Below are 13,840 nucleotides of genomic sequence, written 5' to 3'. Positions count from 1 at the left end.
GATGACAGTATATACAATTGAGCTTAACTTAATGGCAGTGGCTATTTGGGAGCTGATGCCATTTTTTGATGTGGATTCGGCTGTGGGTTCAATAATTGGCCATAGGGGCATCTAAGCTCCGATTACTGGATTTTTTAATACGCCTGGGTCGACGGGGCATTTAGCTCCTAACTAAAAATAGGTATTATATCCCTATGGGTGATAAATGTTAAGGCATTGTGAGCGTTTTTAGGTTTGATTGAGCAGCGCCAATTCGAGCGATAAATTTGCCTTTTAAGAAGGTTTTTTAATTGGGCTGAATTTGATAGTCTATTGCCATTGTTCTGAACAACGTATTTTGAATGCAGCACTTGTCTTTAAATCCAGGACCTAGTGAATTAATGGAGTGTGTTAATGATTAACTTATGGCCATTGTTATTACCTGCTGCTGCCTGGTCTGGTTGGTGGGTTGCAAGCCGTAATTATTCAGGTAAGAAATCTGAACAAAACAATAAACTATCAAGGGAATATGTCGTTGGATTAAATTATCTGCTTAACGAACAGCCTGATAAAGCAGTTGATGTATTCATTAAGCTATTAGAGATTGATAGTGAAACGGTTGAAACCCATCTGGCTTTGGGCAGTCTTTTCCGCCGTCGCGGCGAAGTTGACCGGGCCATCAGAATTCACCAGAACCTGATTGCGAGACCGCAATTAAGTCTTGCTGATCGAAAACAGGCCTTACTCGCACTTGGTCAGGACTATATGAGCGCTGGCGTGTTTGACCGTGCGGAACGCATTTTTCTGGAAGTCGTGGAGCTGGGAGGCAGCAAGGAAATCTGTAGTTTACAAGGTTTACTTGCTATTTATCAGCAAGAGAAAGCCTGGGAAAATGCCCTGGATACCATCAAGAAACTTGAAGTATCCACTGGACAGAGTTTGCATAGTCAGGCAGCCCATTATTATTGTGAAATTGCAACACAAGCGCTTAAAGATAATGCCATTGAAAAAGCTCAGAATGCCGCCAGGCAGGCACTGGCCATTGATAAAATGTCTGTGCGCGCCAGCTTATTACAAGCTTCTCTCGATATGAAGCATGGGCGGTACAAGCAGGCGATTCGCTCATTGAAGCGGGTTCCTCAGCAGGATCCTGAGTTTATTACTGAAATTATTGAGCCGCTGGTAATCTGCCACAAAGAATTGGGAATTATGGACGAATGCGTGGAGTTCCTTCAGCAAACACTGGAGAATCATCCGCGGGCTTCGACTATTTTCGTCATTGCCGAGTACCTGCGTAACACAAAGGAGATGGATTCTGCTGTGGATTTTGTAGCCGACAAACTGGGCAGTTACCCTTCAATCAGGGGTATAAATCGATTAATTTTTTGGCATCTTGAAACAGCGCATGGTAAAGTACGCGACAAATTACAAATGTTATACGATATTACAAGCAAGTTTCTGGACAATAAGCCAGTTTATCGTTGCGGTCATTGTGGTTTTGGAGGCAAGCATCTTCACTGGCATTGCCCAAGTTGCAAACAGTGGGGTAGAATGAAGCCTGTGCATGGTTTAGAGGGTGATTAAGACGAGTTTTGGAATTCCGTCAGACCCTGATACGAACAAAAATTACTGAGAACATTATGCAATTTATTGATTTAAAAAAGCAATATCAACTCATTGAAGCGGATATTTTAAAAGGTATACACGCAGTGTTAAATCATGGACAGTACATAATGGGGCCAGAGATAGCCCAGCTTGAAAAAAAATTAGCAGAGTTCGCCGGCGTCAAGCATGTCATTGTCAATGCCAGTGGTACTGACGCCTTGCTTATGGCATTAATGGCTATTGAAATTGAGCCGGGTGATGAAGTGATCACCAGCCCTTTCAGTTTTTTTGCCACTGCGGAAGTGATCACCCTGTGTCAGGCCAAACCAGTATTTGTTGATATTGATCCGCAGACCTACAATATCGACCCGCAAAAAATTGAAGCAGCGATTACCTCACGTACCAAGGCGATTATGCCTGTCAGTCTGTATGGCCAATGTGCGGATTTAACAGCGGTTAATGCAATCGCCAAGCGTTATGGTTTGGCGGTAATCGAAGACGCCGCCCAAAGTTTTGGTGCGACTCATCACGGGCGCTATTCATGTGCCTTGTCGACAATAGGATGCACCAGCTTTTTCCCATCCAAGCCCTTGGGCGGCTATGGTGATTCCGGGGCCTGCTTCACTGATGATGATATTCTGGCTGAGCGCCTGATTGAAATTCGCAATCATGGGCAAAATACTCGTTATAACCACCGCCGTATTGGAATTAATGGCAGAATGGATACGATCCAGGCAGCGATTTTAATAGAAAAAATGAAGCTTTTTCCTAATGAAATTCGACTTAGACAGCAGGTGGCCAGCCGATATATTTCCCTGCTGTCCGATCATGTCAAAACCCCTCAGTTATCTTCAGAAAACACCAGTGTTTATGCGCAATTCACTATTGAAGTAGATAATCGTGACGAGTTTCAACAGGCGATGCAAAAACAAGGCATCCCCACGGCAGTTCATTATCCTATCGCAATGCATCAGCAGCCGGCATTGTCCTTCTTAAACTATAAAACAGGGGATTTCCCTATTTCTGAACGGGCAAGTGGACGTGTGGTAAGCTTACCCATGCATCCCTATCTGACATCGAAAGAGCAGGAAACAGTCGCTGAGGCAGTGAAGCTAGCACTGGAGCAGGTTTCAGAGGTGATGGCCTAAAATGTCAGCTCAATTAATTGTCGCGCTGGATTTTGATACCAGGCAGGATGCCTTGAATCTGGTAGAGCAGCTCGACCCAGGTCGATGTGCTGTTAAGGTGGGCAGTGAAATGTTTACCTTATTTGGCACGGAATTCGTGCATACTCTGGTTAATAAGGGATATAAGGTTTTTCTTGATTTAAAGTTTCATGATATTCCCAATACGGTGGCTCAGGCCTGCCGCGCGGCTGCCCAGCTTGGGGTATGGATGATCAATGCTCATGCCAGTGGCGGAAGCCAGATGATGCAAGCGGCGAGAGAGGCTTTGGAAGAGGGCAGGAACAGACCTTTATTAATTGCCGTGACTGTATTAACCAGTATGAATGATAATAGCTTTTCTGCTTTGGGCATTCCAGAGTCGATAAATAGCCATGTTCAGCGTCTGGCCAGCATGGCCAGTGAGTCCGGTGTCGATGGTGTTGTCTGTTCGGCTTTCGAGGTTCCTGAGATAAAGGGACTTTGTGGAAAATCTTTTCTTACGGTAACGCCCGGTGTTCGGCTGGATTTGAACTCTCGGGATGATCAAAGCCGGGTAGTCACTCCACTCGAAGCAAGCAGGCTAGGGAGCGATTTTTTAGTGGTGGGGCGCCCTATAACCAGAGCAGCGAATCCCGCGAGAGTCGTTGAAGCCATTCTGCAGGAAATCGGCTAGTCTGTCATAAAATTAACCTTGATACACCTGCTGTATCAAGGTATATCTTTCCGTTTTTGTGCGAATGTTCAGTAATCCTGGTCATTTAGCTATTCATTTCTGACAAAAAGTATGCTAGTTATAAATTAGATAAGCAGCTTAGCAACTGGGCAGGATCAATAGAACCTGGAATTTACAGATATCAAAGCTCATCTTAAGTAAAGGATTACTCTATGGACAGAGACCAGGTATTGAAGGAATTGATTTCTCAAAACAGTGTCTTTCACCCCAATAGCCAATTATTAAAAAAGTTTGTTTTGATTGCATACTATGGATGGCTACGTATTAACGGGCAACCACCCGATGATCAGTTTTCTTTAGCGGATTACTTATTCGATGAAGAAAAAATAATAATTGATTACAATGGCCTAAGCGACAAATCACGCAAAAAATTCAACCATTGGTTTTGGAAATCCCATGCTAACAATGCCCACCGAGCTTTTTTAAGCGACGCCGCCACTACCGATTACCGAGGCTATACTGCGGAGGTAGGTTTAAGTTGGTGGGGTAGAATTGTCAATTGGATATTTTATCGAAAAAAATCATATCAATGGCCTTTATCCCCTGTAGAACTTACTTTTGATTATCAGCTTAATGGTTTGGAAATTTGCAAGGGGCAATACGGTTTGCTAGTTGGATTAAATCAATTTTGCACCACAAAACAAATCAACAAATATCATCAGCCAGGCGATCCGCAGGAAGAACCCCTATTAAATACCAAGCGTCTCCGATTAACGGATGATATGGTGGAAAGTCTCTCCTCTCTGGATATTGAAAATCAGGAATACGATTCTATCCTAAATTCACCGCATCCTTTTTCAATCCATGTCAGAGACCCTAAAAAGCGTATGAAAGCCATGTATGAATACCGAAAGGTGGAGCGCTTTATTACTGCTCCTGCCTGGTATCTGCGCTTATGGCAACGGCTGGTAAACATTTACACGGACAAAAAAGAGTCTGTAAAGCCTGAAAAAAAGCGGTCCAAACCCAATACGTTCCGCCCTGTCTTAAAAAAAGATAAAGCAGAAGTATTCCAGCATCCGGATACAGGAGAAATATTAATAATTGAAAAACGCCCTGAAATTGACACGATGGTCTTTTGCGGGGGAGGAGCGAAAATTTTTGCGCATGTCGGCGCTTATAAAGCGTTCCAGGACAGTGGAATACAGCCCAGTAAATTCGCGGGTAGTTCTGCTGGTGCCATTATGGCGATTCTGTGTTATCTCGGATATTCATGGTCAGAGATTCTTACTTTCTTTCAGCAGTTTAAGGAGGAAAACATTGTCCATTATAATATTGACAGCTCAGGGATTTCGGATACAGATGCCTTAAAAGCAGCACTGGATTTCATGATTATCAAAAAAGTAGATCAGATTTTATACGATTATGAGCTGATTGCAGGCAAAGCAGAAGCCAAAGCCTTACGCAATCAGGTTTTTGAACGAGGGGTGATAAGTTTTGAATCCTTAAAGCGCTTAAAAGAAGGGTATCCTGATTGTTGTTTGGGCGAAGAGCTTATCGTAACGGCAACGAATAAAGAAAAAAGAAAGACAGTTTATTTTTCCTATGAGCATTCGCCGCACAAAGAGGTTAGTAAAGCGGGGGCTATGTCGTCCAGTTTCCCTATTGTTTTTAAGCCGACCTTGCTGCCGGATGGAAATACCTATAACGATGGCGGAATTTTGAGTAATCTGCCTACAGAAGCCTTTAGCGATGATAAAACTACTTTTTTAAAATCTGAACATGAGAATTGCCTGAAACTGGTAGCTTTCCAATTTGATAATGGACCGGAGCGCAGGATTTTGAATCGGTTTGTCCATCGTATTTATAGAGAAAATTTTTTATGGAACTGGATTTATGGCCTGCTCACCGGGGTACGGGACCCTGTCAGCGGATGGGAACAGGACCGTTTGAAATTGTTGCATTATAGTGGACAAACTGTGCTTATTCCTATTGGGAATGTGAGCGCGACCCAATTTGATATCTCTGCAGAGGATCAGGATAAATTATTCAAAAAAGGCTATAAGGCTGCTAAACGCTATATCGATACCCGGTATCAATTTTCTGAAAACGGAGCTGAAAATGCAGAATACTTGCATGTAAAATTTTCTGGTATCGAGGAAGCTATTTATTACAGCTGTTTCAGAGGTAATCATGACTGGTTTGAAGAGTTGGCAAAACTTGGCTTGAGCCAGGGTATATGTGCTAAAAAAATTGAACAATTAAGGGATATGTATTTCACAGATGTTGAAATCGAGAAAAAAGACCCTGTAAAGACATCAAAAAATTCAGGCGGGCTATTTGATAGCCAACTCCCTAAAGTCATCGAGAAGAAAGCAGTTAAAACCAACATGCGAATTTTTCAATCGATTTATCCTATATTCCTGGACATTCCCTATGGATGGATAAAAAAAAGCAGTGATTTAAGCTTATATAAAGACGGACGGCATGCGAACTCTGCTCATTCCCCATTACGCGCCTTGCATAGTTTGAGTTTGATTAAGGGAGAAACTCATATTTTATTTCGTATCTTTGTCGAATTACTAAAAAATAAAACTGAAAAAAATATAAATGAATTATGCCGCCAGTTCAAAATACTTGAGCAGTCTTTATTACATAAAAATGAATTGAATCAGGTTGCCTTATTTGGACAATGGGATTTGCTGCCTCATCAGGTGAATCGTATTCTTAAAATTTGTGAAAATAAAGCCTGGGCGGCTTTGACCAGACTTTGTGAATCCCTGAAAAATGGAGAAGAGCCCTTGCAGCATATCGTTCGAGAGGGTGAGTTACAGGAAATAGATTCCACCACGGATTATTGGAAGATTAATTCTCAAAAGGAGCCCACACCAACGGATCATTGGTACGAGCATGCTTGCAGTTATACTATCAGTGCCTAGATCTGCATAATCTATAAGCCTCTAATTATTTCATTCAAGAAATAGGTAGCTTATCAGGTCAAAATGACTTTAAATTGTGTCATTCCGCGTAGGCGGAAATCCATCTTGCAAACAACGTTAGGAGTTATCTTGAGAAATAGATTCCCGACTACGCGGGAAAAGCATTGTTGCGTAAATGAAGATAGGTGCATAAAAAACCGTCTTTGCGAGCGTTAGCGAAGCAATCAAGCTCCTTACTTTATTCAAGCTTCAATCTGGATTGCTTCACTTTGTTCGCAAAGACAACAGGTTGCTGCTTGGTTCTATTTACGCAACAATGCCACGCGGGAACGACACGATAATAGATCTATTTGAGTAATTGTTAAGTTATACGCTGACTATATAAATATTGAGGGGTTCCTCAGGCCTTGTCCGACGGATCCAGAAGACTCATAGAGAAACACTGGACCCTGCGCACAAGCTGCAGGGCGTAGAGGTGATGGGTAGATACTTATGTCCCGAAGGCGGGGTCAATTCTGTAAGAATAGTATAAACGTGTCAAAAGTAATTTATTATTAATTATTAGGTTGTTAACGAAGTGTTTGCCCTCTAAAAAAGCACTGAAAAAAAGTCAAGACTGGTTCTTCTAAAAAAAAGAAGATACAATGCATTTCCCAAAATTCTATCTCATTCGTGCCCTTTGTGGATAAGTTTTTTGGTCCTTCCCCTGGCTTCACCACTTTAAAACACATTCTCCCTTCAAACTCCACGACTACAAAGGTTCCTTAACTTATATACGCAGGAAATGGCAGGCTTACTTATCCACAAAATCTGTGGATAACGATGTGCATAGAATGTTATAGCGCTGATAAGTAAAGAAAAAAAGAGACTGCCCAGACATTTCTCAATCTGTGTCGATGCGAAGGACGCTATGCCGCCTTTATTGTTTAGAACTTCAATTTAAAGGGGTTGTAATAAACGAAGTTCTAATTCGGAATCATTCAATTGAGTATTGTAGTCAGATTGTATTAAAATAGCGCATTGCAATTTGTGGTGTATTTTATGATTACAGTAAAACAGCTTAAAGATTTTCTGACAACCTTCAAAGATGCACCAATCGAATTACCTCCAGGGCTTGACGTAGAAACAATTAAAGCGATACAGGATGAATCTCAGTACAGCTTTTCTTTCTTTAGTCGGTTTATTGCTCGCGATGAAAGTTCCGTTTTGTCCGCAAGCGTTGTTCAAGAAATAAGACATTATCTAGCCCTTCGCTGGAAAATGCTTAAAACAGAACAGATTGCTTATACTCGTTTCCCTTTTTTACCCATCAATCAATTTTGCCTCAAGGTAGCAGAAGGAATTGCTGGCCAAGGAGAGGCCGTGTGTCAAATATTAATGCCGGGACTTACTGGTTTAAACAGGGCCTGTTTTTCTCTCAAATCTGAAACTGAACACAATGGTCATTTTGAGGTTGAAAACTTTATAGTCAATCAAAACTATACCAAGTTAATCCCCATTCAGGAAGTATTTGAAACGGCCGCACTGGACAGTAATCATGTATTACTGGACTTTCAGCCGGAAGGCACGAAGCTGTCCTACGAGCTTGGCGGGCAGGATTTTCTTAATCTGGCGAATGTGGCAGGGGATGCGAGCAGGGCCTTTATCCAGGCTTTAAAGCAAAATCATATTCAGCGCTATGATAATAATTCATTAGGTTTTGCGATAAAAAAGTTGGCGACTGAACTTAAAAAAGCCTCGGTATCGGATGCCGGTTCAGAAGAACTGGCCAACAATAAGGTCCTTGGGGATGCGGTGAAATCTTTTTACACCCTTTGGAAACAGCTCCCAGCTGAGCTAAGTATGCCGCAGGAACAATGTACTGCATCAGGTGAAATATGTTTTGTGAAAGATATCAAAGTTGAGACCTATGGATACGATTTACCTTTGGAAAGTTACTTTCTAACGCTTTTTTTTCATATGCAGCTCGCTATCACTGAGGAAGAGGGTAGGCGTGTTCTGGCAGAGGACGTCTTCCCTTGCGCCGATCAGCTTTCTAATATTTTGTCCGAGTTTCTAAACCAATATCCTGCGCTATATCATATTTTAATCCAAAATAACCGAGATGAGCCTGTAGAAAAGTTGCCGGCAATGGCAGATTTACTGCCTGCTGTCCTTGAGGTATTGCCCCAACGCCCCCCTGTATTCGATGGTGAGGGCAATCTTGATTCACAGTTCATGCAGCTGCTCATAGAAAGCAATTGCGGTGTTCCCGCTCGTCCTGAAGGATTAGTATTCATAGCAGAGCGAATAAAAAGTTATAGTTGTTTGATGCGCCTGAAAAATACCCCTGCGCTACTGTCATCAGTCACTCCCCTCATTCATGATCGTCTTGCGGCCTTCCCGTATGAATCCAGTTTACATCGTCTTTTCTCTTTCGTTCCAGAAGCGCAACAACAAGTAATTATCAAAGCGCATGTTAAGAAGCTGATTCAGGAATACAATACCCTGGAAAAATACAATCTATTAAAGTTCTATTTAAAGAGCGCGCCATTCAATTTTTTGAAGCAACAATATGCCGAAACTCTAGCGCCTGATATCCATACAGTAGATGATTTTTGTGCCTTAACAAAGAAGGTCGATAGCTCGATACTGGACCTGGTCTTTGAAAAACTACAAAATAAATATACCGCATTGCTTGGTTCTTATGAAAATACGCTTAAAGTTTTACCACTTCTTACAGAGACAGGTGGGCAGCGAAAGACGATTATTAATTTTGTCAGCCCCCATTTGTATGAATGGATAACGCCCGATAACTTCTATTTTTTTGAAGCTTGGGTTAAATGTTCAGTTATAGTCGCAAACCATATAAAAACCCGCATCGATTCATTCAAAACATGGTTAAAAGAATATATTCGCTGGCAAACTTGCTTTCCAGTACAGGATATTTTACGGGAGCAGCTGTTCACTCAGTTCCTTACGGGAGTAAACGATAGCGCCATGTTGCTAAGTGTTGTGAAGACGACTTCCGGGCTTGAGCGCTTGACAGTAATCGCGAAGTATACATCCTTAATTAGCTCAAAAGAGCTATTTACACAATTTGCTAAATTAATCTCTGAACAAGACAAAGAACGCTATCTGGATTTAATTCCCTGGGAACGCTTTATAGGATCTGTAAGTGAGCTTACAGAGCTTAAGACTCTTTTTAGCTGGGAAACAATTCAAAAACTGATTCCTTTCCGGCTTACAGCGGCCCAACTAAATTGTACTGAAGAAGAGTTTTCCGCCTTGTTGCCCCGTTACTCTCCGCAAGAGAAGGCATTACTTGATAAATTCGATTGTAACTATGCTATTGAGGAACTCAAACGCTACCTTGATGAGGGCTATCCTCCTCTTTTCGGGCCGAGGCTTTTAGCAGATAAACAGAAAACCGCAACACAGTTGATTGAAGCGATGAAATCCAAACATCTGACTTCACTTGAAAAAATTAAAGCATTGCAAACAGCCCTGCTCGATCTTGATTATCGATACCATTCCCCCCGTGGTCGATTAGAGCAGATTATCTCAGGAATTTTAAAAGGAAAGACGCCTTCTGCTTATTCAAGCAATTCCGCTGCGATGTTCGCGCGTTATGAACAAATCCCTGAGCATGAAGAGCGACTCAATCCATTGCGTCATGGTAACTAGATACCTTTAAGCGGTATCATCTGAAAATTCATTACCCGGTTACCTTCTTTCAACACGCAACACCTAAAGAAGAACTATGCAAACGGATAGTCCGAGTACTCGATACGATGAAAAAAGCAATTAAAAGCGCAGGGTCGCTGAAGAACTACAGGACTCTCTTACAAAAACAGTGTCTGGGGCCTGAAAAAATGTCGACGAATAAGGCGATGCATCAGAAGTTAATTGACTGGATGAATATAAGGAAGTTTGCTGATTGATCACTTTGTTGAGATCCTCTGGCTGCCTATTAATACAGCTTTCCATATTACTGATTTTCTTTTGTATTGTATTAAATGCGAAATTACCCATTAACGAGCTAAAATTTTGTTTTAATCTTTTACAGAAACGGCTTAGCCGTTGAATATGGCTGCTTTCGCCAGCCAGTAGCGAATCAAGATCCAATAGGTCTAGTTCTAAACGAATGGACTGGATGACCTTTTGTATTCGCTCATTATTTTGATAATACTCTTCCGTTTCGTTAGCAGGCAAAAGGCTTTGAACTCTAATTAATGATTTCAAACATTTATTCAATATCTCAAGACTTGTCAGTGGATCTTCTGTTTCTCTGCTTTCAAAGGCTGTAAATCGTGCACTAGCCGCCTGGACTGCAAGCCGGGCAGCTATATGAGTATAGTGTTTCTTTTTTATGCTGTCTGATGAGGATAATTTTGTCGCAGCGGATTCATAAAGATGGCTGAAATAATTGTGACCGTTGTAAATAGATTGCTGTCGGGATTGTTGCAAAACAGTCAGATCACTTCTGTACAGTCCATCAATAAACATAAACACTTCATCTTCGATTGACTTAAAATCAATAGTTTCAATAGTTCCCTTATTTATTTTAGTATGTTTGAGCATGATTTCAAAACAATCGATCCCGCTATCAACACCGGACGCACTGCGGTAATCAGTGCCTTTTAATGCATCAAAACCAACTAGGACTGCAGGAAGGGCGTTCGATTTAAAGGTAGCACGATTCAACACATGAATCTCATTTGTGAAACCCTCAATTCGTGGTTTTGTTTCATATTTAACAGGAGATTTTAAAGGAGTGTAGCTTGAAATTCTCCCATTGCTGTAAATGCCTAGTAATAGATTAACCCACTCTGATTGTTTCGCGTCGGATAAGTCATGCGGCGCCTCCATATAGGCACAGACTTTTCCCTTCGCTTCTCTCGAGTGTACATAAAATGTAGGAAAAGCGTCATAATGCCAGCCAAGGTCTTGCAGCGCTTCTCTTGTTGCTATGCTTTGTTCAGCAGACTTATGTCTTTTATAATAAGAAGGAACAGGATTTGCACTTGATAAATTATAGAAATTTTTTATTGAATTGGGATCAGCTATAATAATTTGAGCAATCAAATGATCAGGAATGGGATTTATATCAACAAGAGGGCGAGACACGAAGACTTTATCCAGATTTTGTTTCTGCTGATACTCATTGACTGCCCGTGCTACAATTCCTGTTTTGCCTGAACAGTCATAGACATAACTTGCAGGGTAAATATGCTGGATGCCGTCACTCGCAACAGTAATGACGCCACATTCCTGGCTTGCCTCTCCGGGTTTCATACCAATAAATGTTTCGTTCAGAAAAAGGCAGCCCTTTGACTGAAGGGATGTGTACATAAAGCGTTCCAGCTCTTTTATATGACAGGCAGGTGAGTGATCGCTGGTATCAATTCCTGTTTTTTCCTGGACTTTTGAAAATGTCGACTTCTTGATGTGCCCGGGTCTTGTATAAATTCCGCTACGGCGGTCGATAAGAACTATATTATCTGGATGAATCCCTTCATTAATTAATCGATTAGCGGTATACAGGCCGCCTAGACCGGCACCTATGATAATAATTTTTGACATATTCTCATCGTCTCACCCAAGGCAACTCAATTGTATAAAAAGAATATTAAGAGAGCATTAAGCAGTCAATGCGGAATGTTATCTGAGCAGTTACGAATAGATGTCGAAATTAACTCATTAATCTGGCACAATTCACATGAATCACCGCATTAATTGATCGATGAATAAAGAATTACAGCAATATTACTTACAGCAAATGGGAATAGAGCTTTGGCAGGAGCGTTCAGAGCCAGCAAAAGCGCCGGACTCTGATGATTTGAATGTTCTCTGTCAGGAAGTGGCATCCTGCCAGCAATGCGCTTTGCATAAAACCAGAAAGCAAACCGTTTTTGCGCGGGGTAATTCAAAAGCCCGATTAATGATAATTGGAGAGGCGCCTGGCTATCATGAGGATCAACAGGGAAAGCCTTTTGTGGGCAGAGCGGGGGGATTGCTCGACCAAATGCTTAAGAGCATAGGCTTTTCAGAGGACGAAGTGTACATTGCCAATGTATTGAAATGCCGCCCGCCGGATAATCGTGATCCGAATGGCGATGAGATTGTCCGCTGCAGCCAATATCTGACCAGGCAGATTGCGATAATTAAACCCGTAGCTTTATTAGCCGTGGGGCGCTTTGCCGGGCAGTTTCTATTAAAAGAGGCTCTCTCTATGGCGCAAATGCGCTCAAGCGTGCATCATTATGAAGGCACTCCTTGTATCGTCAGCTATCATCCTGCCTACTTGTTAAGAAAACCCATGGATAAAAAGAAGGCTTATAAGGATCTTTTGCAATTGAAAACGCTTTTAAACTGACAGAGAGACTGATAGTGTGAAAACCCATTTACTACTGAAAAGGAAATCCGATTGCGTCTGAAATTTTATGCCGGGTTTACGCTCATTGAAAGCCTGATTTGCCTGGCACTCATCCTTATTTCATTCTCTATAATCTCTCCCTTATTAAAAAATAATGATCAGCAGATTCGCTTAAATGTCTGTCAGAATCAGCTGATTCAAGCGCTTCATTTTGCCAGAAATCAGGCGATTCTTTCAGGAAAACCGATGGTACTACAGGCTGATCCGGCCAGTGATGACTGGGCAAAAGGGATGGTTTTGCTGGCTGATACCCCTGATCATCGATATGAAGCCGGCTTATTACAACACCAATGGCGCTGGAATTGCCGGAATGTTCTGATTAAATGGCAAGGGTTTCTTTCAGATAAATTCCTGGTTTTTGCAGCCAACCCTACCCAGGCCGCATCGAGCGGACGATTCAAGCTCTTGGCCGGAAACAGGTATTCCGATGTGATTATCAATCGATTAGGGCGTATTAGAAGCATCAGCTGATTAGCTCCTAAATCATAACGCTATGATATAATTATCAAGAGGCAATTCACTGAATCACCAGTATGAAAAGGATAGTTGAAAAAGGATTTACTCTGACCGAATTGATAGTCACACTTTGCATTGCTGCCATTTTTATCACCGTGGCGGTGCCGGGTTATTATGCTTTAATCCAAAATAATAAAGTAGTTGCCATGGTGAATCGATTGTCAGCCAGTTTGAATTTCGCTCGAATGGAAGCTATTAAGCGCGGAGTGCGAGTATCGGTGTGCTCTGCAGGAAATGCCGCTTTAACCACCTGCGGTTCCGCAAGCCAGTGGGCACAGGGCTGGATTGTATTTGTGGATGCCAATAACAACAATCTCATCGATAGCAATAATGATTTAGTGAAGGTCAATGAAGCCTTGCCCTCAGGAACACGAGTCAATGCCGATGCCAGTATAGTCAGTTATAATAGCATGGGTTTTGCATCCAGCGGGGCCATGAATTTAAGTGTTACCGCAACGGGTTGTAAGGGCAACAATGCCCGCTCTTTGAATATATCCGCCAGCGGGCGTCTCAGCATCAGCCGAATTGCCTGTCAGTAACTCGT

The 13,840-nt window shown here is 42.0% G+C and carries 9 protein-coding genes; 8 read left to right on the top strand and 1 reads right to left on the bottom strand.

Annotated elements, in window-relative coordinates; genetic code table 11:
- The first annotated feature begins 393 nt into the window (after positions 1–393).
- The 5 genes from lapB to B1207_RS02650 all read left to right on the top strand — a co-directional run bounded on the left by lapB (position 394) and on the right by B1207_RS02650 (position 10,028).
- Positions 394–1,563, top strand: a complete 1,170-nt coding sequence (lapB, locus tag B1207_RS02670) for a lipopolysaccharide assembly protein LapB (protein ID WP_112218458.1) — start codon at positions 394–396, stop codon at positions 1,561–1,563.
- A 56-nt stretch (positions 1,564–1,619) separates the two neighbouring features.
- Positions 1,620–2,732 (top strand): DegT/DnrJ/EryC1/StrS family aminotransferase, encoded by a 1,113-nt coding sequence (locus B1207_RS02665; protein WP_112218457.1) that lies wholly within the window; start codon positions 1,620–1,622, stop codon positions 2,730–2,732.
- A 1-nt stretch (position 2,733) separates the two neighbouring features.
- Entirely contained in the window at positions 2,734–3,423 is a 690-nt protein-coding gene (pyrF, locus tag B1207_RS02660; RefSeq protein WP_112218456.1) for an orotidine-5'-phosphate decarboxylase, read from the top strand.
- A 212-nt stretch (positions 3,424–3,635) separates the two neighbouring features.
- Positions 3,636–6,362: a Dot/Icm T4SS effector VpdC gene (gene vpdC / locus B1207_RS02655; protein ID WP_112218455.1), complete on the top strand. Its 2,727-nt coding sequence runs from the start codon at positions 3,636–3,638 to the stop codon at positions 6,360–6,362.
- Between the two features lie 1,041 nt (positions 6,363–7,403).
- Positions 7,404–10,028, top strand: coding sequence for a hypothetical protein (locus B1207_RS02650; RefSeq protein WP_112218454.1), 2,625 nt, complete (start codon positions 7,404–7,406; stop codon positions 10,026–10,028).
- A gap of 120 nt (positions 10,029–10,148) precedes the next feature.
- On the opposite strand, the gene B1207_RS02645 is transcribed toward B1207_RS02650, so the two are convergent.
- Positions 10,149–11,927: a hypothetical protein gene (locus tag B1207_RS02645; protein WP_112218453.1), complete on the bottom strand. Its 1,779-nt coding sequence runs from the start codon at positions 11,925–11,927 to the stop codon at positions 10,149–10,151.
- A 160-nt stretch (positions 11,928–12,087) separates the two neighbouring features.
- Here B1207_RS02645 and B1207_RS02640 point away from each other — a divergent pair, with 160 nt between their 5' ends.
- The 3 genes from B1207_RS02640 (at position 12,088) to B1207_RS02630 (ending at position 13,835) form a co-directional block, all read left to right on the top strand.
- Positions 12,088–12,720, top strand: coding sequence for a uracil-DNA glycosylase (locus B1207_RS02640; RefSeq protein ID WP_112218452.1), 633 nt, complete (start codon positions 12,088–12,090; stop codon positions 12,718–12,720).
- A 51-nt stretch (positions 12,721–12,771) separates the two neighbouring features.
- The gene (locus tag B1207_RS02635) at positions 12,772–13,251 is read left to right on the top strand and encodes a GspH/FimT family pseudopilin (RefSeq protein ID WP_172458084.1); all 480 of its coding nucleotides are present in this window, start codon (positions 12,772–12,774) and stop codon (positions 13,249–13,251) included.
- A gap of 62 nt (positions 13,252–13,313) precedes the next feature.
- Entirely contained in the window at positions 13,314–13,835 is a 522-nt protein-coding gene (locus tag B1207_RS02630) for a GspH/FimT family pseudopilin (protein ID WP_112218450.1), read from the top strand.
- Positions 13,836–13,840: the final 5 nt, after the last annotated feature.

Source organism: Legionella quinlivanii, from assembly GCF_003265995.1.
Classification (GTDB): domain Bacteria; phylum Pseudomonadota; class Gammaproteobacteria; order Legionellales; family Legionellaceae; genus Legionella_C; species Legionella_C quinlivanii_A.
The sequence above is the reverse complement of the archived record's forward strand: the minus strand, read 5'-3'. Positions and strand labels throughout refer to the sequence as shown.

Bases quoted from the DNA above. Each gene is read 5' to 3' on its own strand.
- lapB (WP_112218458.1), top strand. From the start codon at position 394: ATGATTAACTTATGGCCATTGTTATTACCTGCTGCTGCCTGGTCTGGT.
- B1207_RS02665 (WP_112218457.1), top strand. From the start codon at position 1,620: ATGCAATTTATTGATTTAAAAAAGCAATATCAACTCATTGAAGCGGAT.
- pyrF (WP_112218456.1), top strand. From the start codon at position 2,734: ATGTCAGCTCAATTAATTGTCGCGCTGGATTTTGATACCAGGCAGGAT.
- vpdC (WP_112218455.1), top strand. From the start codon at position 3,636: ATGGACAGAGACCAGGTATTGAAGGAATTGATTTCTCAAAACAGTGTC.
- B1207_RS02650 (WP_112218454.1), top strand. From the start codon at position 7,404: ATGATTACAGTAAAACAGCTTAAAGATTTTCTGACAACCTTCAAAGAT.
- B1207_RS02645 (WP_112218453.1), bottom strand. From the start codon at position 11,927: ATGTCAAAAATTATTATCATAGGTGCCGGTCTAGGCGGCCTGTATACC.
- B1207_RS02640 (WP_112218452.1), top strand. From the start codon at position 12,088: ATGAATAAAGAATTACAGCAATATTACTTACAGCAAATGGGAATAGAG.
- B1207_RS02630 (WP_112218450.1), top strand. From the start codon at position 13,314: ATGAAAAGGATAGTTGAAAAAGGATTTACTCTGACCGAATTGATAGTC.